The organism is Rhodonellum psychrophilum GCM71 = DSM 17998 (genome assembly GCF_000381545.1).
Taxonomy (GTDB): domain Bacteria; phylum Bacteroidota; class Bacteroidia; order Cytophagales; family Cyclobacteriaceae; genus Rhodonellum; species Rhodonellum psychrophilum.
Window position 1 is genome coordinate 185,498 of sequence record NZ_KB906675.1, and the last position, 22,919, is coordinate 208,416.

The window sequence follows — 22,919 nt, forward strand, 5'->3', positions numbered from 1 at the left end:
GATTTTTCTTGAAATGGCTTCTTTTTTTAGCATTACATCATTCCGAAAATCGATTTTTTTAATTTTTGTCCCACAAAAACCAACTCAAACCTTCTTCTATATTTTTATATAATTATTCATTTTTTTTCGATTTTATTTGCGAACTTAATTTTTCCAAATACCTAAAAAATGAACATTTTTAGATTTTTATGTGCAGCACTGTTTATCCTCTTTTTGGGGAGTGGATGTGGTGTTGAGAAGGAAAACGAAATTCATTTATTTGAGAATGAACAATTAAGCTACAATTTCCATATTCGCCCCATTCTTTCAGATAAGTGTTTTGTGTGCCATGGCCCTGATGGCAATAAACGGGAAGCGGGATTGAGGTTGGATATTCCGGAAGAGGCCTATGCAGCACTGAAGGAAAGCCCTGGCAAGCACGCCATCATCCCCAATGAACTATCAAGATCCGAAATCTTCCTAAGGATTAGTTCCCTGGATCCCAATGAGATGATGCCTCCACCGGAATCCAATTTACAATTGAGCAAAGAAGATATTGAAATGATCAAAAAATGGATAGAACAGGGAGCCGAATATGAACCCCATTGGGCTTTTGTTCCTCCTAAGAAATCTATCGTCCCCAAAATCAACAACAGTGATTGGGCAAGAAATGAGATTGATTTTTTTATTGCTTCCAAAATGAATCGGGTCGGATTGAAACCAAATCCGGAGGCAAAAAGTCTCGAATTGCTAAAAAGAATCAGCTTGGACATCACAGGACTTCCTCCCACAATAGAATTGATCAAAAAATTTGACGAGGACAACAGTGATCAAGTCTATGGGAATATCATTGATCATCTATTGGGACTACCGAGTTATGGCGAAAAAATGGCTGTGCTGTGGATGGATATTTCCAGGTATGCAGACTCTTATGGCTATCAGGATGACAATATCAGAACACAATGGCCTTACCGCGATTGGGTGATTCATTCCTTTAACAAAAATCTTCCCTATGACCAATTCATCACCTGGCAGCTGGCAGGTGACCTTCTCCCAAATGCGAGCAAAGAACAGATTCTTGCCACCGCATTCAATAGAAACCACAAGTACACCGAGGAAGGTGGGGTCATCGAGGAAGAATACCGCATCGAATATATCCTTGACAAAACCAATACTTTCAGCAAAGGATTGCTCGGAATCACCATGGAATGTGCGCAATGCCACGACCACAAATACGATCCATTTTCACAAGAAAATTACTACCAGCTATTTTCTTTCTTCAACAATACCCCCGAAAAAGGCTATGAAGGGGATGTGAGCCAGTCCAAACCTGCCAAAACTCCAATCCTCTGGATAGAAAGAAATGATACTGATCAATTACTGAACTTTGTCAATCATCAGGATACCAGCAAATTGATAGTGTCGGTCATGGATGAATTGGAAACCAGACGCCCCACCTACATCTTGGATCGAGGAGTTTATGATGCCCCCACCATTGAGGTATTCCCCAACACCCCAGAAAGTGTGTTTCCCTTTCCTCAGGATTTTGAGAAAAACCGTTTGGGATTGGCAAAATGGACCGTTGACAAGAAAAACCCATTGACAGCCAGGGTTTTTGTCAACTTGGTGTGGCAAGAAATCTTCGGAAAGGGGATTGTCAAATCCACAGGAGATTTTGGAATGCAGGGGGAGCTCCCCTCCCATCCAGAGTTGTTGGATTGGTTGGCCGTGGACTTTATCGAAAACGGTTGGAACATCAAAAGACTGGTCAAACAAATCCTCAGTTCTTCCACTTACAGGCAATCTTCAAAAATAGAAAAACAAAAACTGGACATTGATCCTGACAACACCTACTTGGCCCGCTCCTCCAGAATCCGCATTTCCGCCGAAAACATCAGGGATTTGATCTTGGAAAGCAGTGGTCTTTTGGTAAAGGAAATCGGTGGTCCAAGTGTCAAACCCTACCAACCAGAGGGGCTATGGGAGGCGGCCACATCTGGCCGAGGAGAACTCAAAACCTACACGCAGGACAAAGACGAAAAACTTTACCGACGTGGACTCTATACCTTTATCAAACTCACCTCTCCCCCACCAATGCCCATCATTTTTGACGGTTCCAACCGGGATCAATGTGAAGTCAACAGGGGAAGGACCAATACACCTTTGCAGGCATTGGTGATGTTAAATGACCCTTTGGTCCTGGAAGCATCCAGAGTTCTTGCCCAAAATTTAAACCGCAGCACGAAAGACTCGGAAAGCAAAATCAGGGTTGCTTTTCAAAGGATCCTCTGCAGAAATCCGCAAGCGAACGAGTTAAAAGTATTGACAGCCTATTTCAAGGATGAACTTTTGAGGTTTGAAGGCAATCCAGAAATTATCGCTCAATTGGTTCAGGTTGGGGAATCGCCATTGGCGGAAAAGGAGATCACCCCTGAATTGGCGGCCATGATGCAGGTTGTGACAGCCCTTTACAATTTGGAGGAGACCATAACCAAGATATGAGATGGAAAAGGAAATATTAGAAAATGGGCTGAACCAAAACAGAAGGAAATTCCTATCAAAAGTTGGGCTTGGAATTGGGAGTTTGGCCTTGGGAAGTTTGTTGATCCCTGATCTGTTCAAAGGAAATGCCGGATTGGATGAAGAAGCCATGATGGCAGCCCTTCCACATTTTGCGCCCAAAGCAAAGAGAATCATTTACCTTTTCCAAAATGGAGCGCCTTCTCAACTCGAATCCTTTGATTACAAGCCCCTGCTCAACACCTATATGGGACAGGAATTACCTGAATCCATCAGGAAGGGCCAGAGATTGACCGGCATGACATCAGGCCAAAGTTCCTTTCCGCTGGTGGGCTCCTATTTTGGTTTTCAACAATATGGGGAAGCAAAAGCATGGATCAGCGACATCTTTCCCCATACCGCCAAAATCGTGGATGATATCTGCATCATAAAATCCATGCACACCGAAGCCATCAACCACGATCCGGCATTGACCTTCTTTCAGACTGGTGCCCAAGTGGGTAATCGACCAAGCATGGGCTCTTGGTTAAGTTATGGTTTGGGAAGTGAAAACAACAACTTGCCTGCCTTTTGTGTGCTGCTTAGCAGAGGAAAGGGAAATGGCCAGGGCGTTTATTCCAAATTATGGACAAATGGTTTTCTGGATTCCGTCCACCAAGGGGTTCAGTTTTCTGCCAGCGAAGATCCTGTCTTGTACCTTGGTGATCCCAAAGGAATGAGCAGACAGGACCGCAGAAAGATGCTGGATCAAATCGCTTCTTTGAATCAAATGAATTATGAAAATTTTGGCGATCCTGAGATCAATGCCAAAATCCAGCAATATGAAATGGCATTCCGAATGCAGACGGCTGTACCTGAAGTCACTGACATTTCGAAAGAACCCGACAGCATCATCAAACTTTATGGACCCGATTGTCTCATCCCGGGCACTTATGCAGCCAACTGCCTGTTGGCAAGAAAGTTATCAGAAAACGGTGTCAGGTTCGTCCAACTTTACCATCAAGGCTGGGACCAGCACGGCAACCTGCCCAATGAAATGGCCAATCAGGCAAAAGATGTGGATCAGGCATCCGCGGCATTGATTACCGATTTGAAACAGCGGGGCCTGCTGGATGAAACATTGGTTATTTGGGGTGGGGAATTTGGCAGGACAAATTACTGTCAAGGCAAGATTTTGGCGGACAACTATGGAAGAGACCATCACCCTAGAGCATTTTCCATTTGGATGGCGGGAGGCGGAGTCAAACCCGGCATCGTTCATGGCGAAACGGATGATTTTGGCTACAACATCACCGAAGACCCTGTTCATATCCATGATTTTCAGGCGACCATCTTGCATCTTGCTGGCATCGATCATGAAAAAATGGTCTACAAACATCTGGGTAGAAGATACCGGTTGACTGATGTCTCTGGTAAGGTGGTAAAGCAAATATTGGTTTAATGGCAAATTTAACTTCAATGGTATGCCGTTAAATTCCCGCTTGGTTTCGATTTCAGAAAATGCACTTATTGCAGCACACGGTTTTATTCTAATCTTGATTATTGGACAAGACAGGATTCAACTCCCGGCCATTCTGGAAGTGGTGGGAAGGACGCACCCCTTATTGTTACACTTCCCGATCGTATTGCTTCTGATTGGAGTTGTACTTGTACTATTTCCGAAAATCCTTTCCGAATCCAAACGGCCCAAATTATTGACCAGTGGGATATTGCTTCTGGGTCTGCTATTTTCTGCCTTTACGGTTATTGCTGGATTGTTCCTTGCCACTGAGTCCGGTTATGAAAGATCGGATATCCAAAACCACCAATGGACAGGAATTCTGGTTTTTTGGCTAGGATCCCTTTTGTACTGGAGTTTTAAAAAAGATTTTGTGCCAGCCAATAAAATCATGGCGATAAGTTTGGCTGTTTGTATCCTGATTGCCGGCCACCTCGGTGCTTCCCTTACGCATGGAGAAGATTTCCTTTGGTCTCCTTTGAATCAAAAAACGCTTACCTCTACTCCATTTGAGGAAGCTTTGGCATACGCGCATGTCATCCAACCCATCTTGGAACAGAAATGCGTCAGCTGTCACAAAGCTTCCAAGAAAAAAGGGGACCTTCGACTAGATGAGCCAGAATTCATTTTGACTGGGGGAGAAAATGGGCCGGTAATCGATTTTGAGAAGCCTGAAAACAGTCTGCTCCTCCGACACATCCTGCTCCCCTTGGAAGACGAGGACCATATGCCTCCCAAAGGGAAAATGCAATTGTCAGAAGATGAAATCTTATTGATCCAAGCTTGGATTAAGGATTCGGTACATTTTGAAAAAAAACTGGTTCACTTTAATGCGGAGAGTGAGTTCCTTTTATTGGCGAAGTCTAAATTCCAAACACAAAAAAACACCTATGATTTTGCCTCCGCAGATCAGGAACTTGTCCAATCGCTCAATAATTTTTATCGACGTATCCAGCCCATTCACCCCCAATCTGCTGGTTTGGAAGTTAATTTTTATGGGAAAGAAAATTTCAATTTAGAAGAAATCAAAGGCTTAGAGCCCATAAAGGAACAAATCGTAAGCATCAACCTAAGTTACATGCCATTGAAGGAAATGGACATGGCTGTTTTGGCTGCATTCAAAAACCTTGAAAAATTGAACCTGAATTTTACAGGAATTGGGGGAAATACACTTCAAATCCTAAGTGGGTTAAAAAATTTAAGAAGTCTTTCTCTTTCGGGAAACCCAATAGCTCCATATGAGACCAAGGCACTTTCAGGCTTGAAGCAATTGGATTTTCTTTATCTATGGAACACTTCTCTTCCCGAAGGACAAATTAAAGAACTAAAAGCATCCTTGACCAATACAAAAATTGAGATCGGTTTTCAAAATGATGGGATTCTGTACGTCTTGAATCCCCCTATCATCGATTTTGATCAAACTGTTTTTTCAGATCAAACCGAAATCCGGCTGAAGCATCCAATTGAGAGCACGAAACTTTTTTATACAGTGGACAATACTCCACCAGACAGCAGTAGTTCCTTAAAATACGAAAAACCGATTGTTTTGGAAAAATCCAGCACTTTGCGGGCCAGGGCTTTTGCGGCAGGCTGGTTGGGCAGTCCTGAGGCTTCAACGGTTTTTCTTAAATCAGGGAAAAAGCCAGATTTCCTCAATTTAAAATTTCCTCCGAATGAAAAATACAAAGGCAAGGGAGTAGAAACATTGTTTGACCTTCAAAAGGGGGATTTTGATTTTGGTTCGGGGAAATGGCTCGGATTTCAGGAGAATCCAATGGACCTCCTCATGGAGTTTGATCAGCCTAAAACCATCAATGAAGTTGCCATAAGCCTCTTTTTGGATGAATCCTCTTATATTTTCCCTCCTTCAACCGTTGAAATATGGGTGCGGGAATTGAAGGGGGAATGGAGAATTTTCCAAAAAGACACCCCCGACCAACCCAATCAAGCCGGTGATAAGAGGTTGAATTTGATAGTATACAAAATGGAGCAATTACAAATTGAGGCTTTGAGATTGAGAATACTCCCGATCAAGTCTTTACCAAAATGGCATCCCGGCGTTGGTCAGAAAGGCTGGGTATTTATTGATGAAATTCTTTTGAATTAAGCAAGATCAAAAACTAATGGAGAAACGGGTTTGATGGCATCTCGGTAAGAATATGAAATGTCCTCAAAGGGAAATCCTGAATCAAAATCAAACTTTTATTTCGACAATTAGATCTTTGTATAAATTAAATATCCAATTTCGAAAATGTTTTTGGTATCCTGATGTTTAATTTTTTTGTTTTTAAGAATTGATTTGATCTTGAAAAAGCTACTCAATCGCCAGAGATGCACCTCTAAAATCATCTCCTTCCACCAATCTCAAAATTGCGTTCATGGATCAATAGATCCCTATATCAATGAAAAACCCACCAATATTGATTTTATTTTCTTGATTTTTTTAGGGAAATGATGGTGAACAAAAAGCTTATCATTTGGGAAACCTCGTGGAAGTAGGTTTCAATTCACATGCTTTGATTTTAAAACGTGGTATCAATATTGAATAAGGGACCATTATAGAATGAACGTCCCCTTTTAATTCTCCTTGAATTCACCCAAACACTCCTTTATGAAAATCTACATCAAATATATGGTGAGCATGCGATGTAAATTGGTGGTTAAGGAAGAATTGAAAAAATTAGGGATTGAAAAAGTTCAGATTGAACTTGGATTAGTCGAGATTTTTGAACCTGTTTCAGACAGCCAATATGAAAAGTTAAAGAAAAATCTTCTCTTAACAGGCTTGGAAATGCTGGACGACAAAAAAAGTATCCTCATCGGAAAAATTAAAAATGTGATAATTGAAATGATCCATTACTCAGATGATGTACCCAAAATCAATTTTTCTGATTACCTCAGTAAAAAATTGGATTACAACTACACCTATCTCTCCAATATTTTTTCTGAGGTAAATGGCATCACCCTTCAACAGTTTATCATTAACCATAGGATTGAAAGAATCAAGGAATTACTTCTCTATGAAGAGCTCAATTTGACAGAAATTGCACATAAATTACATTACAGCAGTGCCGCCCATTTATCCACCCAATTCAAAAGGGTTACGGGCTCTTCTCCATCAGATTTCAAACAAATGAGGGAAAAACGCTTGATTAACTTGGAAAATCTGTGATTTATGTAAACTAAACCAAATAAAATGTAAGCCTTACTTTATGAAAACTTTACAAATTTAAACTTTGAAATAAAACAAAAATCCTTCCGGGTTTTTGAAACTTTAAAATCGAAAAAATGAGAAAAATTAGACTCAGTTTAATGGCGATAATGCTCTTTTTGGCATTCAATCCCATTGCATTGCAAGCCGAATCAAGCGTCAAATCTGTGCCTGCCCACACTGGCAAAGCTGTGATGTCCGAAAAAGCCAATGCATTATTGACCAGATTGGATGAAATCAACGCTTTAGACAAATCCAACCTGAGTTCTTTGGAAAAGAAGGAGATGCGAAAAGAAGTTCGCGCTGTAAAAGAAGAATTAAAAGCTGAAGGCGGAGGAGTTTATCTTTCTGTTGGTGCTTTAATATTGGTAATCATTTTATTAATCGTTTTACTTTAATCAACATGGGAAATTTACTTTACATTGTCGCAGTAGTATTGATCATTTTATGGCTTGTAGGATTCGTTGGATACGGAACTGGCGGGATTATTCACGTACTCTTGGTTATCGCCGTTATTGCGATTCTTCTAAGAGTAATTCAAGGAAGAAGAATTCTTTGATAAATTTCGTTTAAAAATTGACCAAACCAAAAAGACGAAAAAGGAGAAATCCTTTTTCGTCTTTTTGGTTTTACAATAGGCAGAATCTGTCATTTCAGACAAAATAAGCTCACAGGAACCTCCTTTTCACCTGAAAACAAAACTTGTTTGGAATTTTAATACTTGCAGAACATCGCCAAATTTGATTCTCTTAAATTTTTTCCGAAAGGAGTTGATCATGATAAAAGGCAATGTTTTGCTTTATTTTATCGTCTAGTTCAGGCTCTTTGATATCCACATATTTCGAAATTTCATCATAAATGGTTTTGGCCACAATATACCTTGCTGTTTCTTTGGAGTCTGCCGGCACAATATACCAAGGTGCATTTGGGCTGGATGTTTTGTTGATGGCTTCTTCGTAATATTCGTGGTATTTGTCCCACAAAGCTCTTTCTACCAGGTCCCCAGGTGAAAATTTCCAATTGTGTTTTTCTTTTTCCAACCTTCGGACCAAGCGTTTTCTTTGTTCTTCTTTGCTCAAGTGAAGGAAAAATTTCAATACGATGGTTCCATTTTGTACGATATGATTTTCAAAATTATTGATTTGTTCAAACCTCCTTTCCCAAAATTCCGGAGTTACATCTTCTACTTCAAGTATATCCGGTAGATTCTCGTTGAGGAGATATTTTGGATTCACCCTTGTGACCAAAACATTCTCATAGTGGGTCCTATTGAAAACCGCATACTTGCCTCTTTCCGGCAAAGCAATGGTGTGTCTCCAGAGGTAATCGTGTTCAAGTTCATTGGAACTTGGGGTTTTGAAACTGTGAACCACCACTCCCCTCGGATTAAACTCCTTAAAGACCTCTCGGATCAAGCTGTCTTTTCCTGAAGTATCCATGCCCTGCAAGCAAATCAACACCGCATATTTATTGTGGGCGTACATCACGTCTTGGTGCTTGCTTAGTCGCCCCCTGACTTTTTCCAATGCCTTTATTTTTTTACTTTCTGATGCATCGATCTCCAAGAAGGTTGGTAAATCATTTAATTTGATGGGGAAAGTGACTTTAAAGTCTTCTGGTTTTATACTTTTCATGGGATTGGCTTAAATGTTTCAAACAATATCTCAACAATAAAACAAATGGAGGCAAGAAAGATCAATATAACAATTTGCGGATTCAGGTTTCCTGATTTTTAAATTTTATATTAGTTTTAGAACCATTATTAAATTATATTTTAGATAAAGTATGCTTTGATTAAATAAAATATCTAAAAACAAAACATCCTATGCCTCCAACCCTGCAGCCCACCACCACACTTCTTCAGGAGCGTTACCTTTCTTTGGACGTACTCAGGGGACTTACCATCGCCCTTATGGTGGTCGTAAATACTCCCGGAAGTTGGAACCATATTTATGGACCATTTACCCATGCTGATTGGCATGGGTTCACGCTCACGGATTTGGTCTTTCCGACTTTCCTTTTTGTAGTAGGAAATGCAATGGGCTTCAGCATGAAGAAGCTGGAAAAAGCTGGGACGGAAATCTTCTTGAAAAAAATATTCAAAAGGACAGCCGTCATTTTCCTGATCGGATGGGGGCTTAACGCTTTCCCGTTTTTCGAATTTACTGAATCCGGCCAAATTTCAATGATCAATTGGGGAGAGGTCCGTCTTTTCGGGGTCTTGCAAAGAATCGCGCTCTGTTACCTTTTGGCATCAGTCATTCTTTATTATTGGGGAAAGTTGGGGTCGATTTTATTCTCAGTAGTCGCTTTACTCGGCTATTGGGCAGTCATGTATTTCTACGGAGAGTCGGGCGATCCTTACTCCCTAACTGGAAATGCAGCTTTAAAACTTGACCTTTGGGTGGTCGGCGCAAAAAATCTCTACACCGGAGAAGGAATCCCGTTCGATCCAGAAGGCATTTTGAGTACTATTCCCGCAGTAGTCAATGTAATCGCAGGTTATTGGGCCTCTAAATTGATCCAAAAGGTAGGCAATAATACCAAAACCATAAAAGTGATCGTGATTACCGGTATTGTCTTTATTCTGCTCAGCCTTGTTTGGCACTTGTCATTCCCCATCAATAAAAAAATCTGGACAAGTTCCTATGTCTTGTTGACGGTGGGTTATGATTTGATTCTTATTGGGGTTCTGATTTATATCATCGAGGTTTGGAAAAAGAAAAAATGGACCTATTTTTTCGTGGTCTTTGGCCGCAACCCATTGATATTGTATATCCTATCGGGAATACTGATCAGTATCCTCGGGATCATTCCCATGGGGGATCAAAGTTTGAGAGGGTACATCTACGAACAAGGCTTTTTGCGATGGCTTTCCTTCAAGGATGCCTCTTTAATGTTCGCCTTGGTTTACACCGCGACGATCTGGCTCATTGGGTTTTGGATGGATCAAAAAAAGATTTATATCAAGGTTTAGATCAAATGGGAAATATCAAGTTTTCGGGACAGATTTGCTCTCCCAAGAAAAAAGGGGACGCGAAATATCTGGGTTTTACAGGATGGATAGGGAGTTGGACGGTGTTTTGCTTATGCTGTAATTGAAAAGATCAGAACATTATTTTAAAAATTTTAGCTTTCCAAAAGTATAAACGGTTAATTTTGCAATTCGAAATCCTCAAATAGGAATGTACCAAATAAAGAAACTTATTGTTTGTCTGGATCAGAGTGATTTGGACAAGACTCTGGTAAAATTTGCCTCATTTATTGCCAATGCAAATCAGACCAAGAAGATCTATTTCACCAATGTGATCAGAAACCTGAACATTCCAAAAGATGTTTTGGAAGAATTCCCTCATCTCATTGAGAATATGGTTGAGGAAAGAAAAAATCAGATGAAGAGTTTGGTGGAATCCAATATTTCCATTTTTAAGGATATCGAACTTTCTTATGTAATCAAGGAGGGGCAGCTTTCCAAGAAGATACTCAAATTGGCACATGAAAAATCTGTCGACATGATCATTGTAGGCAGAAAGGTGAACTTACCCGGGACTGGAGTGATATCCCAAAGATTGGCCAGAAGAGCCGGTTGCTCTTTGTTGATTATTCCAGAAGGTGCCGTTCCGAAAATAGATAGACTTTTGGTCCCCAGTGATTTTTCCGATTATTCAAAAGATGCCATGGAGGCAGCCATTTTAGTCAGTGAGAAATATGGCGGAATGGCTGAAATAGTCTGTCAAAACGTTTTTACGGTTCCATCGGGGTACCATTTTACAGGAAAGAGTTATGAGGAATTTTCGGCCATCATGCTGATGCATGCTGAAATAAATTTCAAGAAATTCATCCGTAAAATTGACACTAAAAACATTAAAATCACCCCCGTCTATACCAAGGATGATGATGATGATCCTGTAGAAGAAATCCTTCAAAAAGCCAAAGATGTCCATGCCGATGCCATTATTATCGGAGCAAAAGGGAGAACTGCAGCCACGGCTTTGTTTATCGGCAGCATGGCCGAAAGATTGATCCAATTGAATGATGAATTTCCGCTTTTGGTCACTAGGCCCAAGGGTAAAAACGCCGGGATATTGGATTACATTTTAGAAATTTAACCCGAAACAGGTATTGCGCTTCCTACTGGGCTTTGAAACTTTAAGAAAATCAGGCTTTTTTGAGAGCGTGTCGTATTTATTATCGATCTCAGTTGAAATCAATCTAGGATACTACTGACTGATTATTAAGCAATCTCAGGCTGGAACGGGAAGGGTAATGCATAACACGGGTTTTATTGCAGTACCACATTTAAAGACAATCGTTCAATTGGCCGGAGAAATCGATTTCCTTTCAAATGTGTATTTTTTTGAATTTGATTTTCTCGGAATACCGACACTACTTTAAACCTCTGGCCGGCTTGGCAGTCTAAGGAAAGCATGACTTCATTGAGTGATTTAGAACTTTTAAATTTAATCAGCGATCCAAAGACGCAAGAAAAGGGATATCGTGTTTTGATTGCGCAATACCAAAAAAGAGTCTATGGCATTATCCGCAAGATGGTCATTGTCCACGAAGATGCCGATGACATCTGTCAAAACACATTTATAAAAGCCTTCAAGAACATCCCTAATTTTAAGGGGAATTCCTCCTTGTTTACTTGGCTGTACAGGATCGCCACCAATGAAAGCTTGAATTTTTTGGAAAAGAAAAAAAGGAGATTCTTCATTCCCATAGAGGATCATGAAGAAGTCATGGTGAATTATATCGATCATTCCAGCCATATCGATGGCGATGAAATACAGAGAATCCTTCAAAAGATACTCATCAGCTTGCCCGATAAACAAAGGCTGGTCTTCAATCTCAAATATTTTGAAGACCTTGGTTATGAGGAAATCAGCCAAATCACAGGAACCTCAATTGGGGCTTTGAAGGCAAGCTATCACCACGCAGTCAAAAAAATAGAAAATCAATTGCAAACCAAATAAACCTCTTCGGGATCCCATTGTCTAAAAGGAGCAACATGGAAAATTTACCAAAAAACGATATTTTCAAAATCCCGACGGGCTATTTTGATTCCCTTCCGGAAAAAATTCTGGAAAAAAGAAAGCGGAAAAAAACCAGAATGCTCTATTTTCAAAGCATTGCCGCTGCTGCGGTGGTCGTGATTGGAATGTTCATGTTTTTGCTTCCCAGTAAACCTTTGGAACAAAACAGCATGGAGGCCAACCTTGATGCCGAAGTGAACCTTTACATCAATGCTGGCTACTGGAATGCCGAGGATATCCTCAGTTTTTCCGATAATCCAAACTCCATTCTGGATGAAATCATCCAGACAGAATGGGAGGGATTTGATGAGAATGATGAATATCAATACCAAGAAGAGTTTTGGTTTTAAATCAAGAAAAAATGAAAAAAACATATCTAATATTGTTCAGCTTGATGGTTTTGGGAATAGGCAATGTATTCGGCCAAAGACCACAATCGCAATACGACAAAGAGAAATTGGAGTCAGCAAGAGTCGCATTTATCACAAATAGACTGGATTTGAAGCCTGAACAAGCCGAGAAGTTTTGGCCTGAATTCAACAAGTTTTCAGAAGAAAAAAACAATCTTATGGATCAGCTCTCTCAATTGAACCGTGCTTCGGATGGTACGATCAGTGAAGGGGAAGCCTCCAAAATGCTCGATCAGAAATTTGCGCTTCAGCAAAAAATCCTAGATCGAGAAAAAGCCTTCATGGGGGAAATCACCAAAATCATCAGGCCTACCCAAGCGATCAAACTAAGCAGTGTCAACCGGGAATTCACCAGGCATGTTTACCGAATGAATCAAAAAAGAAACAAGGACTAAAAATAAAAAGGAAGCAGCCGATTGGGCTGCTTCCTTTTTTTCCGGCATGATCAAGGGGTTTTCTTAAGAAGATCTCTGATTTCTGTCAACAAAAGTTCTGATTTGGTTGGTGCCGGAGGAGCAACTGGGGCTTCAACAGGCTTCTTTTTGGTGGAATTAATTGCTTTGATTACTAAAAAAATCACAAATGCGATAATTGTAAAATCAACCACATTCTGGATAAAGCTGCCATAACTCAACAATACAGCTGGCATATCCACACCATCTGCAGTTACATAAGCCTCTTTGAGTACGACGGCGAGGTCTTTGAAATCCACCCCTCCCAATAGCATACCCAATGGGGGCATGACAATGTCGTTTACAAAAGAGGCGACGATTTTCCCGAAAGCTCCGCCGATGATCACCGCCACGGCAAGGTCAATTACATTGCCCTTGATGGCAAACTCTTTAAATTCTTTTAACATACCCATAGATTTGCTGGTTAAAGTTTACATTTGTTTGGTTTGAGTAAAAATTACTAAAATAATAGAAATGAATTTATGCCTTCTTTCGCAAACTTCAAAGAGGGTGATCCAAATTCACCTAAAAGTTGTACTCAATACATTAAAATTCAATTATTAAACTTTCCTTATATATGAACTACCCAATTGCCACTATAAAATCAAAATCCCTTGAAATTCATGACCATAAGAGACAGGATGATTATTTCTGGATGAATGACAGGGAAAACCCAGAAGTCATTCAGTATCTGAAGGAGGAAAACGAATATTTGGATCAATCACTCAAAGAAACCGAATCTTTCAAAGAAAGCCTTTTTGAGGAGATGAAAAGTAGGATCAAGGAAGATGACGAAAGCGTCCCCTATTTCAAGGATGGATATTTCCATTATCACCGATTTCAAAAAGGTGATGAGTATCCTCTTTTTTGCAGAAAGAAAAATTCCCTGACAGAAACTGAAGAAATCATTCTCAATGTCAATGAATTGGCCGAAGGGTACCAATATTTTCAAGTAGGCCAAATCAGCCTTTCCACCGACCAAAAGATCCTTGCCTATGCAGAAGATCATGTAGGCCGCAGGATCTACACCCTCAAATTCAAGGATCTGAAAACAGGCCTGCTTTTGGAGGACAAAATAGAGGGTGCCTCCGGAAATATGGTCTGGGCAAACGACAATAAAACGGTATTTTACACCCGTCAGGATGCGCAAACCCTGAGATCCTTCCAAATCTACAGGCATGAATTGGGTGAAAACCCTGAGAATGACCTCTTGGTTTATGAAGAAAAGGACGACACTTTTAACTGTCATGTCAGTAAAAGCAAATCCAAGAAGTTTTTATTTATCCAAAGCCACAGCACCATTTCTTCAGAATTCAGATTTCTTTCGGCCGATGAGCCAAATGGAACCTTTGAAATGTTACAAGAAAGAGTCCCCGATCTTGAATACCAAGTGGAGCATTTTGGTGAGGATTTCTATATCTTGACCAATGCCAAGAAGGCCACGAATTTCAAATTGGTGAAGGTTTCCATAGAAAATCCAGGCTTGGAAAATTGGATTGAGGTGATTCCCCATCGGGAGGCCGTTTTGCTTGAGAGTTTTGAAATATTCAGAAATTTCCTCGTCTTGGAAGAGCGCTTTGAAGGGCTTACCAGAATAAGAATTAAACCCTGGGAAAAGAAAGATTCATTCGATTTGGATTTTGAAGAACCCACCTATACCGCATGGATCGGCCACAATCCAGAATTCGAAACCGATGTGCTTCGTTTTGGTTTCAATTCCTTGATAACCCCTGCATCTGTTTTTGATTACAATATGATTACGGGGGAGAAAAAACTACTCAAGCAGCAAGAGGTAGTGGGTGGATATGATGCAATAAAATTCCAATCAGAAAAGATTTGGGCTATTGCGGAAGATGGTGTCAAAATCCCGATTTCGTTGGTGTATAAAAAAGACCTGTTTCAAAAAAACGGAAATAACCCGCTCTTACAATATGCTTATGGATCCTATGGATACAGCACCGACCCGACTTTCAGTCCAAGTCGCTTGAGTTTGTTGGAACGTGGATTTGTTTTTGCGATAGCGCACATTAGGGGTGGCCAGGAAATGGGAAGACAATGGTATGATACAGGCAAGATGCTTAAGAAAAAGAACACTTTCACTGATTTCATAGCTTGTTCAGAATACCTCATCAAAGAAAAATATACTTCACCCGAACACCTCTATGCCATGGGCGGAAGTGCTGGAGGACTTTTGATGGGCGTGGTGATCAACTTGAAACCGGAACTGTACAAAGGTGTGATTGCAGCTGTGCCATTTGTGGATGTGGTGACGACCATGCTGGATGAAACCATTCCCTTGACCACCGGAGAATTTCATGAATGGGGGAATCCCAAGGAAAAGGAGTTTTATGATTATATCCTTTCCTACTCACCCTATGACAATATCGAACGGAAAGCCTATCCCAATCTTTTGGTAATCTCTGGACTCCATGACAGTCAGGTGCAGTATTGGGAACCCACGAAGTGGGTCGCCAAACTCCGCCAACTCAAGACAGACAAAAACCTCCTATTGCTTTCGACCAATATGGAGGCAGGCCACGGAGGTGCCTCAGGCCGGTTCAAGGCATTGAAAGAATTGGCCTTGGAATATGTGTTTCTATGCCATTTGGAGGGACTTAAAAAATAGTCAGTCGGGTCTATGCTTTGGTATTGGCCTTTGATTAAATATAATCAAGTCCAATAAGAAATATTTAAAATTCCCTAACTTTGATTCTCAAACCTATAAAACTTCACTATGAAAATTGCATTGATTGCCCATGATGGGAAAAAAGCCGACATGGTGCATTTTCTCAGCGGATTCAAAAATGAGCTTCAAGGTGTCAATGTGGAGCTTGTAGCCACAGGAACCACCGGCTCCCATATAGAAAAGGCAGGTTTTAAAGTTCAAAAATTATTGTCAGGCCCCTACGGCGGCGATGCACAGATCGCGGCCATGGCTGCGCAAAAGGAATTGGGACTCATTATTTTTTTTAGAGATCCCTTGGACAAACATCCACACGAACCCGATGTTCAGATGCTGATGAGGATCTGTGATGTACATAATATTCCTTTGGCCACAAATCCAGCCACCGCAGAAATAATGATCAAATACATAACCACCCAACTTGAATGGAACCAAAAACTATAAAAAGAATAGGCGTACTCACATCCGGTGGGGATGCTCCAGGAATGAATGCAGCCATTAGGGCGACTGTGAGAGCAGGATTTTATTATGAACTTGAAATGTACGGGATCTACCGGGGCTACGAAGGGATGATCAATGATGAAATCAAAAAACTCGATAGCAAAAATATCACCCATATTTTGGAAAGAGGCGGGACCTTTCTGAAATCTGCAAGAAGTGCGGAATTCAGAACCCAAGAAGGTAGAAAAAAGGCCTATGACAACCTTGTCAAGCATGGAATTGATGCACTTGTAGTCATCGGGGGAGATGGTTCATTGACTGGTGCGCATTTATTCTACAAAGAATTTGGCATTCCAGCGATCGGTCTACCAGGCACCATTGACAATGACTTGTCAGGGACGGATTCCACCATAGGATTTGATACGGCTTGCAACACGGCGATTCAAGCGATCGATAAAATCCGAGATACAGCGACTTCCCACGATAGGCTTTTCTTCGTTGAAGTGATGGGCAGAGATGCAGGATTTATCGCCATCAATACAGGTATAGGAAGTGCTGCTGCAGCCACACTCATTCCCGAGAAAAAAATGCCCATTGAAAGATTGATAGAAAGACTTAAGGCAAGAACAAAAGCCAAGAAACAATCCAATATAGTCATTGTGGCTGAAGGAGGAAAAAGTGGTGGGGCGGCTGAAATCGCCAAAAAAGTCAAAAAACAACTTCCTTATTACGACATTAAGGTGACGATTTTGGGGCATTTGCAGCGGGGAGGGTCACCTTCATCCTTTGACCGTGTCCTTGCAAGCAAACTTGGCGTGGCAGCCATAGAGGGCTTGCTCCAGGGGAAATACGATGTGATGGCTGGAGTCATCAACCACAAAGTTGTCTATACCCCGATCGCAAAAGCCATTGTGGGAGACAAAGAAGTGGATGAGGATGATTTCAGGGTTGCCAAAATACTTTCTACCTAAAAATAAAAAAAGAGGCTTTTCAGCCTCTTTTTTTATTCCTTTATTTTTCAAGCACGATTGATGAATATGGAGGCATGGAAATACTGCCATCATCCGCTTTTGACATTCCGAAGGAATAGATCAAATTCTCATATCCTTCCGGCAGTGCAATGGTAAATCCCTGATCACTCAGATTGTGGACTACAAACAGATTTTGATCCTTGTGATTTCTAAAGTAGGCCATAATTGGCTTAGGTAAATCCTCAGAGTACAATTCCAAATTCCCCAAAGCAAGTCCCCTATTCGTATTCCGCACTGCGATGATTTCCTTGTAGTGATTGAAATAACTTGTACTCATTGATTTTTGGATGGCCAAAGGAGTGACCATTTCGTCAATGGAATAAACAGGTTCCATCCAAGTGGTTCGCCCTTTATCATTTGCTTGAATATCCCATAAAAAGGGCTCTCGGATGTTTTCATCAGGCTTTCTTCCCAACATCCCGATTTCTTCCCCATAATAAAGATAAGGTGCACCAGGCATGGTCATGAGAATGGCAATGGCTTGTTTCAGTTTTCTGGGATTTTCATTCAAGGAATTCAAAAGTCTCGGTTGATCGTGATTGGATGAAAAAGTTGCGTCTATAAAATCGGGCGTAATGCCCAAATAATAATCAAGTATTTCTTTTTGTTTCTCCACCAGCAAACTCCCGTTGCTTTCTTTGAAAGCATCTATCAGGGTATAATGAAAGTCAAAATTGAACAATGCAGGCAATCCGGGTAAATATGGGGCCACCACTTCTTTCATATCATAAACCTCCCCCACCAAATAAACATCAGGCTTTATTTTCTCCATTTCAGACCTGAATTCAATCCAAAACTCGTGATTGTCTACAGGCCTATCATCAGGGAAAACATGTTTGGCAGCATCAAGCCTAAATCCATCTACTCCCATTTCTTCCAACCAAAACCTCCCAATGTCATAAATTTCCTTTCTCACCTTTGGATTGTCAAAATTGAGATCAGGCATTCCTCCTATAAAAAATCCGTAGTAAAAGTCCTCTCCAGAACCTGGGTTATGCCATTGACGAATATTGTCACTGTCCAGGGTAATTGTTTTCTTATTCAAATAGGCAGAAATGGTGTCCTTCTGCGCCCATACATAATAATCCCTGTAAGGATTATCCCTTCCTTTCTTTGACTCCAAAAACCAAGGATGCTCGCTACTCGTGTGGTTGATGATCAAATCAATCACTATCTTAATGTCTCTTTTGTGTGCTTCCTTCATCAATTTTTTGAAATCCTCCAAAGTGCCGTAATCCGGATGAATGGCTTTGTAGTCTGTCACATCATATTTATGATAGCTTGGAGAGGGCATGATGGGCATAAACCAAATGGCATTTGCGCCGAGTTCTTTCACATGATCCAGTTTCTTGGTGACTCCATTGATATCACCAATACCATCCGAATTGGTATCATAAAACGATTGTATAAAAATTTCATAAGTAATACCGGCATTCGGCCAGTGGTTCTCCAGTTTACCGTCTCCAGAATTTTTACAGGAAACCGCGACAAAAAAAATAAAGCAATAGATAAATATTTTTTTCATGAATTTTTGTTTTAAAAAGGAAAAAGCCACCCAAAAGCGGCTTTTTCCTCACTATAATGCGTCTATTTTAATTCCTGTTCACTGCATTGAGCATATCAAAGGCCACTTCAAGTCTTTTGACGAAGCTCTCCTCTCCTTTTCTCAACCAATTTCTTGGATCGTAATATTTTTTATTCGGACTATCGGGTCCATCAGGACTTCCTAATTGGGTTTGTAGGTAACCTTCGTTTGATTTATAAAATTTCAAAACACCTTCCCAAAATGCCCATTGCATATCGGTATCGATATTCATCTTGATCGAACCATAACTGTTGGCCTCTCTGATTTCTTCCAAAGTAGATCCTGATCCACCATGAAAAACAAAGAACAAAGGTTTGCCTGTGGTTCCGAATTTCTCATTGATGTAATCTTGGGAATTTTTCAGAATGATTGGTTTCAAACTTACATTTCCCGGCTTATAAACACCATGGACATTTCCGAATGCCGCAGCGACAGTAAATAGGTCTCCTACTTGCTTCAGGTGCTCATAGGCATAAGCCACTTCCAAGGGCTGGGTATACAGTTTTGAGCTGTCAATATCCGTATTGTCCACTCCATCTTCTTCACCTCCCGTGACACCAAGCTCAATTTCAATGGCCATTTGAAGTTTGTTGAATTCTTTAAAGTATTCAACGGATGTGGCTATATTTTCCTCCAATGTTTCTTCGGAAAGATCCAGCATATGAGAACTGAACAAAGGTCTTTTGTACGCCTCATAATATGATTTTCCTTCTGCAAGCAATCCATCTATCCAAGGAAGTAATTTTTTGGCAGCATGATCGGTATGCAATACGACTGGTACACCATAAGCCTCAGCCATTTGGTGAACATGCAAAGCACCTGAAACACCACCAGCGATACTGGCTTTTTGATTTTCATTGCTCAATCCTTTACCCGCAAAAAACTGGGCACCTCCATTGGAGAATTGGATCATCACAGGTGAATTCACTTTTTTGGCTGTTTCCAAGACAGCATTCACCGTATTGGTATTGATTACATTGACCGCAGGCAATGCAAACTCACTTTCTTTTGCATATTCCAGCAAGTCTTTGAGTTCTTCTCCGTATTTAACTCCCGGTTTGAATTTCATAATTTAGATTTAAAGGTTTGGTTATTCTTTTAAAAACCGCTTTCTCAGCAGCTGACGATTGTCGTTGATCTCAAAGATATAAAGACCTGCCCTAAAATCCCTTATATCGACCTCTAAAATATTCGTGGCAGCAAAATGAACGCCCTCTTTGAGAATTCTCCCAGTGATATCCAAAATCCTGTAATTGAATTGGTTAAAGCCTGAAGGGACCAACACTTCCAACCTGTCTCTGGCTGGAACAGGAAACAGCTTAAACACTGAAAGATCAACGATTTCTTGGTCAAGGGATGTAATCAAATCCTCTACCAAAATTTCACCTTTCGGAATGGGAAGTCTTTTATTGGTGAAAAGCAAAAATGAGTTTGCACTCAATTTCATGTCCTTCGTGCTACCCAAAACCGAAACTTCCTCTCCCGTAAAATAATTGTACCAAAGACCGGAGGCGGGAAAGGAAAGAGAGGCATTTGCGATATCCGTCAAACCAAAATTACCATAGAGCAACATTTGAAGATCCCCATCGGAAATCTGAATGGATTTCAAGGCTTGGTTAAAATCCAATAGGACTTCTTCGGGTTTATTGAAGAGATTGAGCTCCTTTTTCAATAAAGCCATTGCCGAATAGAGGTTGAAAAGGCGCTGACGGTCGGGATTGTCGAGGTATTCCCATTTGGTGGGTTTTACTCCTAGCCTATCGTTGTTCAACTCTTGGTCGTATCCAAATTCCTCAAATTGCCAAAGCATTTTTGGTCCGGGTATGGCGAAGAAAAATGCAGACATCAATTGATTCCTGTTCACGGCATTGCTGAGGTTTCGAATGTTTAAAGGGGAAGTCTGCCCGTAGGTCAGAGATTCCCACATCGTCCTTTCTTCGTCGTGGCTTTCCATATAACTGATCAGATTGTTATTTGCCCATCCTCTGGTTTTGAAATACGCCCAATTGAAGTTATTGGAATTTCCTTTGGCCATTTCCCTGAAATCACCATTGATATTGCCCCAAAGCAGGAGTCCATGCTCAGCCAGCTCCCTTTCCTCCACGTTATCGGCAAAATGCTCCAAAATCACATAAGCGTCGGGATGATTTCCCTTGATCCGATCATAAATATGCTTCCATATTGCGATCCTTGATTCATCTTTTTGTCCCCAAAAGCCCACATTGTTTCCTGAGTTGACTTGTGTAAAACCTTTGCTCAAATCGAAACGAAAGCCATCCACTTTGTATTCTGTCAGCCAATAATTGTTTACAGAATCGACAAAAGATTTGGTATAGGCACTTTCATGGTTGAAGTCATAGCCAACATTGAAGGGATGTTTGGCGGTCCTGTTGAACCAGGGATTCTCCTCGGTGGGTGCGCCATAGTCGCCGTCGTTGTAAAGCCGAACCATTGGGTTTTGACCAAAGGCATGATTGAGGACCATGTCCATGATGACCACTATATTTCTTTTGTGCGCTTCATCGATGAGTGTCTTCAACTCATCTTTGGTTCCGTAATATTTATCAGGAGCAAAAAAGAAAGCAGGATTGTATCCCCAAGAAAGATTCCCCTCAAATTCCTGAACTGGCATCAGTTCAATTGCATTGATTCCCAAATCCACCAAGTAGTCCAGTCTTTCGGTCACCGCCTTATAACTTCTCCGCTCATCAAAATCCCGAATCAGGAGTTCATAAATCACCAATTCCTCAACAGCAGGCTTCTTGTAATCTAAATATTTCCAAGGATATGCAGTTTGTGCAGTTTGGAGGTAGGTGGCTTGGAACTCTGTTTTACCAGAGGGGAAAGGCTTCAAGCCAGAATATCTGTTGTCATTAATGATCTCCAAATCATGGAAAGGGTCGGAAATTTTATCCGCATAGGGATCTCCTATCCTGATGCTGCCATCCACCAAATACTGGAAGATATATTCTTGACCCGGAATAAGCCCATTCAATTTCAACCAGAAAATCTCCCCATCCGGCGTTGCATTCATCTGATATTGAGGCAATACTTGCCAATCATTGAAATCTCCGATGACAAACACATTTTTCTTGTTCGGAGCTTCCAATGCCAAGATCACCTCTGAATCTGAGAGATAATTGATCCCTTTTTTAGCACCTATTGGCAATGGCAACTGGGGGCTTTGGCCAACCACATTGATCAGCAGCTCTTCGGAAGCTGATTGCTGGTTTTGGGTAGCTTTCGCCAAAATCGAAAAAACGCCCTCTGATTGGGCTGTAAAGGAGTATTGAAGTTTATCTTTGTTGGTGGCAGCTGCTACTTCATCCCCGTCAAGGCTTAGCGTAAGAGCTGCATTCTCAGAAGCCACAATTTCAATTTCTTGGGTATCCCCTATTTCAAGCAGTACGGAAAGTGCTTTGGGTTTGGTAAATGCAACCTGAAACCCTTGGCTGAGCTCGATGAAAATATCAGAATTGGTTTCTGACGCCCCTTTTTTGGTCCCATCAGCATTTCTAAAAACCAGCCCAAGTCTGTAAATCTTCTGATCTGCAGTGGTACCAAAAAAATCATTGGGCGTCATTTCCCACTCCCAGGTATTGGCAGTACCTGCTACCTTTGTCATTTTGGCATTTGGATTGGCTGTGCCCCATTGAAATGGCACGATTGCCCAAACGGTGGAGGTTGGATTCTGGAGAATCGCACCAATATGGATATAGATGGGGTCCACACCTGAAAGCTCGGTGGTTCCTTTGGAAGCATCATATATGATCTTTACTTTTTGATCCCCCCTTGGAAATCCAGGAACCGTAGTCACCTGTCCATAAGTAAATTGAGCCATTGTCAAAAACAAAATGGCAGCCAGTAATTTTGGGAGTTGTGTTTGCATGTTAATTCGAAATATTACCCCATGAATTGCGAAAAGCAAGTTCTTTTTCCAGAAAACCACAAAAAAAGTAGTGCAAACGTCACCGCAATCGTTTGCACATCCCAAATGAAAAAAATACTTTTTTATTGTTCTAGGGAGTATTACATTACGCGGTGGCTATCTGATCTTTTATTTCAATCCCAAT

General features: G+C 40.9%; 19 protein-coding genes. 14 read left to right on the forward strand and 5 right to left on the reverse strand.

The window, feature by feature from the left end:
* Window positions 1-168 precede the first annotated feature (168 nt).
* The 6 genes from F824_RS0106770 to F824_RS27435 all read left to right on the forward strand — a co-directional run bounded on the left by F824_RS0106770 (window position 169) and on the right by F824_RS27435 (window position 7,767).
* Window positions 169-2,481: a PSD1 and planctomycete cytochrome C domain-containing protein gene (locus F824_RS0106770; protein ID WP_019597111.1), complete on the forward strand. Its 2,313-nt coding sequence runs from the start codon at window positions 169-171 to the stop codon at window positions 2,479-2,481.
* A gap of 1 nt (window position 2,482) precedes the next feature.
* The gene (locus F824_RS0106775; protein ID WP_019597112.1) at window positions 2,483-3,940 is read left to right on the forward strand and encodes a DUF1501 domain-containing protein; all 1,458 of its coding nucleotides are present in this window, start codon (window positions 2,483-2,485) and stop codon (window positions 3,938-3,940) included.
* A 22-nt stretch (window positions 3,941-3,962) separates the two neighbouring features.
* Entirely contained in the window at window positions 3,963-6,104 is a 2,142-nt protein-coding gene (locus F824_RS0106780) for a c-type cytochrome domain-containing protein (RefSeq protein WP_019597113.1), read from the forward strand.
* Between the two features lie 504 nt (window positions 6,105-6,608).
* Window positions 6,609-7,169, forward strand: coding sequence for a helix-turn-helix domain-containing protein (locus tag F824_RS0106790; protein WP_019597115.1), 561 nt, complete (start codon window positions 6,609-6,611; stop codon window positions 7,167-7,169).
* 116 nt (window positions 7,170-7,285) lie between these two features.
* A complete protein-coding gene (locus tag F824_RS0106795; protein ID WP_022582126.1) occupies window positions 7,286-7,606 on the forward strand; it encodes a hypothetical protein in 321 nt (106 codons plus the stop codon).
* A gap of 5 nt (window positions 7,607-7,611) precedes the next feature.
* A complete protein-coding gene (locus F824_RS27435; RefSeq protein ID WP_019597117.1) occupies window positions 7,612-7,767 on the forward strand; it encodes a lmo0937 family membrane protein in 156 nt (51 codons plus the stop codon).
* A gap of 190 nt (window positions 7,768-7,957) precedes the next feature.
* Here the strand turns inward: F824_RS27435 and F824_RS0106805 are convergent, their stop codons facing one another.
* A complete protein-coding gene (locus tag F824_RS0106805) occupies window positions 7,958-8,842 on the reverse strand; it encodes a PPK2 family polyphosphate kinase (RefSeq protein ID WP_019597118.1) in 885 nt (294 codons plus the stop codon).
* Between the two features lie 191 nt (window positions 8,843-9,033).
* Here F824_RS0106805 and F824_RS0106810 point away from each other — a divergent pair, with 191 nt between their 5' ends.
* From F824_RS0106810 to F824_RS0106830, 5 genes are all read left to right on the forward strand, one after another.
* Complete coding sequence (locus F824_RS0106810; protein WP_019597119.1) at window positions 9,034-10,185, forward strand: acyltransferase family protein; 1,152 nt, start codon at window positions 9,034-9,036, stop codon at window positions 10,183-10,185.
* A 208-nt stretch (window positions 10,186-10,393) separates the two neighbouring features.
* Complete coding sequence (locus F824_RS0106815) at window positions 10,394-11,317, forward strand: universal stress protein (protein WP_019597120.1); 924 nt, start codon at window positions 10,394-10,396, stop codon at window positions 11,315-11,317.
* A 318-nt stretch (window positions 11,318-11,635) separates the two neighbouring features.
* Window positions 11,636-12,184, forward strand: coding sequence for an RNA polymerase sigma factor (locus F824_RS0106820; RefSeq protein WP_019597121.1), 549 nt, complete (start codon window positions 11,636-11,638; stop codon window positions 12,182-12,184).
* Window positions 12,185-12,219: 35 nt separating this feature from the next.
* Window positions 12,220-12,594, forward strand: coding sequence for a hypothetical protein (locus F824_RS0106825; RefSeq protein WP_019597122.1), 375 nt, complete (start codon window positions 12,220-12,222; stop codon window positions 12,592-12,594).
* 11 nt (window positions 12,595-12,605) lie between these two features.
* On the forward strand, window positions 12,606-13,049 hold the full coding sequence (locus F824_RS0106830) for a hypothetical protein (RefSeq protein WP_031326977.1): 444 nt from the start codon (window positions 12,606-12,608) through the stop codon (window positions 13,047-13,049).
* 50 nt (window positions 13,050-13,099) lie between these two features.
* Here the strand turns inward: F824_RS0106830 and mscL are convergent, their stop codons facing one another.
* The gene (gene mscL, locus F824_RS0106835; protein ID WP_026333542.1) at window positions 13,100-13,519 is read right to left on the reverse strand and encodes a large-conductance mechanosensitive channel protein MscL; all 420 of its coding nucleotides are present in this window, start codon (window positions 13,517-13,519) and stop codon (window positions 13,100-13,102) included.
* Between the two features lie 164 nt (window positions 13,520-13,683).
* Between mscL and F824_RS0106840 the strand changes: the two genes are divergently transcribed.
* The 3 genes from F824_RS0106840 to pfkA all read left to right on the forward strand — a co-directional run bounded on the left by F824_RS0106840 (window position 13,684) and on the right by pfkA (window position 17,201).
* Window positions 13,684-15,732 carry a S9 family peptidase gene (locus F824_RS0106840; protein ID WP_019597125.1) on the forward strand — a complete coding sequence of 683 codons (2,049 nt, stop codon included), beginning with the start codon at window positions 13,684-13,686 and terminating at the stop codon, window positions 15,730-15,732.
* A gap of 108 nt (window positions 15,733-15,840) precedes the next feature.
* The gene (locus F824_RS0106845; RefSeq protein WP_019597126.1) at window positions 15,841-16,233 is read left to right on the forward strand and encodes a methylglyoxal synthase; all 393 of its coding nucleotides are present in this window, start codon (window positions 15,841-15,843) and stop codon (window positions 16,231-16,233) included.
* Window positions 16,215-17,201, forward strand: a complete 987-nt coding sequence (gene pfkA, locus F824_RS0106850; RefSeq protein ID WP_019597127.1) for a 6-phosphofructokinase — start codon at window positions 16,215-16,217, stop codon at window positions 17,199-17,201. Before F824_RS0106845 ends, pfkA begins: the two co-directional genes overlap by 19 nt.
* A 40-nt stretch (window positions 17,202-17,241) precedes the next feature.
* Here pfkA and F824_RS0106855 read toward each other — a convergent pair whose 3' ends face one another.
* From F824_RS0106855 to F824_RS0106865, 3 genes are all read right to left on the reverse strand, one after another.
* Window positions 17,242-18,786 (reverse strand): alpha-amylase family glycosyl hydrolase, encoded by a 1,545-nt coding sequence (locus tag F824_RS0106855; RefSeq protein WP_026333543.1) that lies wholly within the window; start codon window positions 18,784-18,786, stop codon window positions 17,242-17,244.
* A 67-nt stretch (window positions 18,787-18,853) separates the two neighbouring features.
* The gene (gene fbaA, locus F824_RS0106860) at window positions 18,854-19,915 is read right to left on the reverse strand and encodes a class II fructose-bisphosphate aldolase (RefSeq protein ID WP_019597129.1); all 1,062 of its coding nucleotides are present in this window, start codon (window positions 19,913-19,915) and stop codon (window positions 18,854-18,856) included.
* 21 nt (window positions 19,916-19,936) lie between these two features.
* Window positions 19,937-22,735, reverse strand: coding sequence for a DUF4961 domain-containing protein (locus F824_RS0106865; RefSeq protein ID WP_019597130.1), 2,799 nt, complete (start codon window positions 22,733-22,735; stop codon window positions 19,937-19,939).
* Window positions 22,736-22,919 lie beyond the last annotated feature (184 nt).

What these genes read in the sequence shown, in the direction of transcription:
- F824_RS0106855 (WP_026333543.1), bottom strand. Translation starts at nt 18,786, where the DNA reads ATGAAAAAAATATTTATCTATTGCTTTATTTTTTTTGTCGCGGTTTCC.
- F824_RS0106830 (WP_031326977.1), top strand. Translation starts at nt 12,606, where the DNA reads ATGAAAAAAACATATCTAATATTGTTCAGCTTGATGGTTTTGGGAATA.
- F824_RS0106795 (WP_022582126.1), top strand. Translation starts at nt 7,286, where the DNA reads ATGAGAAAAATTAGACTCAGTTTAATGGCGATAATGCTCTTTTTGGCA.
- F824_RS0106810 (WP_019597119.1), top strand. Translation starts at nt 9,034, where the DNA reads ATGCCTCCAACCCTGCAGCCCACCACCACACTTCTTCAGGAGCGTTAC.
- F824_RS27435 (WP_019597117.1), top strand. Translation starts at nt 7,612, where the DNA reads ATGGGAAATTTACTTTACATTGTCGCAGTAGTATTGATCATTTTATGG.
- fbaA (WP_019597129.1), bottom strand. Translation starts at nt 19,915, where the DNA reads ATGAAATTCAAACCGGGAGTTAAATACGGAGAAGAACTCAAAGACTTG.
- F824_RS0106790 (WP_019597115.1), top strand. Translation starts at nt 6,609, where the DNA reads ATGAAAATCTACATCAAATATATGGTGAGCATGCGATGTAAATTGGTG.
- F824_RS0106820 (WP_019597121.1), top strand. Translation starts at nt 11,636, where the DNA reads ATGACTTCATTGAGTGATTTAGAACTTTTAAATTTAATCAGCGATCCA.
- pfkA (WP_019597127.1), top strand. Translation starts at nt 16,215, where the DNA reads ATGGAACCAAAAACTATAAAAAGAATAGGCGTACTCACATCCGGTGGG.
- F824_RS0106805 (WP_019597118.1), bottom strand. Translation starts at nt 8,842, where the DNA reads ATGAAAAGTATAAAACCAGAAGACTTTAAAGTCACTTTCCCCATCAAA.
- F824_RS0106865 (WP_019597130.1), bottom strand. Translation starts at nt 22,735, where the DNA reads ATGCAAACACAACTCCCAAAATTACTGGCTGCCATTTTGTTTTTGACA.
- F824_RS0106770 (WP_019597111.1), top strand. Translation starts at nt 169, where the DNA reads ATGAACATTTTTAGATTTTTATGTGCAGCACTGTTTATCCTCTTTTTG.
- mscL (WP_026333542.1), bottom strand. Translation starts at nt 13,519, where the DNA reads ATGGGTATGTTAAAAGAATTTAAAGAGTTTGCCATCAAGGGCAATGTA.
- F824_RS0106825 (WP_019597122.1), top strand. Translation starts at nt 12,220, where the DNA reads ATGGAAAATTTACCAAAAAACGATATTTTCAAAATCCCGACGGGCTAT.
- F824_RS0106775 (WP_019597112.1), top strand. Translation starts at nt 2,483, where the DNA reads ATGGAAAAGGAAATATTAGAAAATGGGCTGAACCAAAACAGAAGGAAA.
- F824_RS0106840 (WP_019597125.1), top strand. Translation starts at nt 13,684, where the DNA reads ATGAACTACCCAATTGCCACTATAAAATCAAAATCCCTTGAAATTCAT.
- F824_RS0106815 (WP_019597120.1), top strand. Translation starts at nt 10,394, where the DNA reads ATGTACCAAATAAAGAAACTTATTGTTTGTCTGGATCAGAGTGATTTG.
- F824_RS0106845 (WP_019597126.1), top strand. Translation starts at nt 15,841, where the DNA reads ATGAAAATTGCATTGATTGCCCATGATGGGAAAAAAGCCGACATGGTG.
- F824_RS0106780 (WP_019597113.1), top strand. Translation starts at nt 3,963, where the DNA reads ATGCCGTTAAATTCCCGCTTGGTTTCGATTTCAGAAAATGCACTTATT.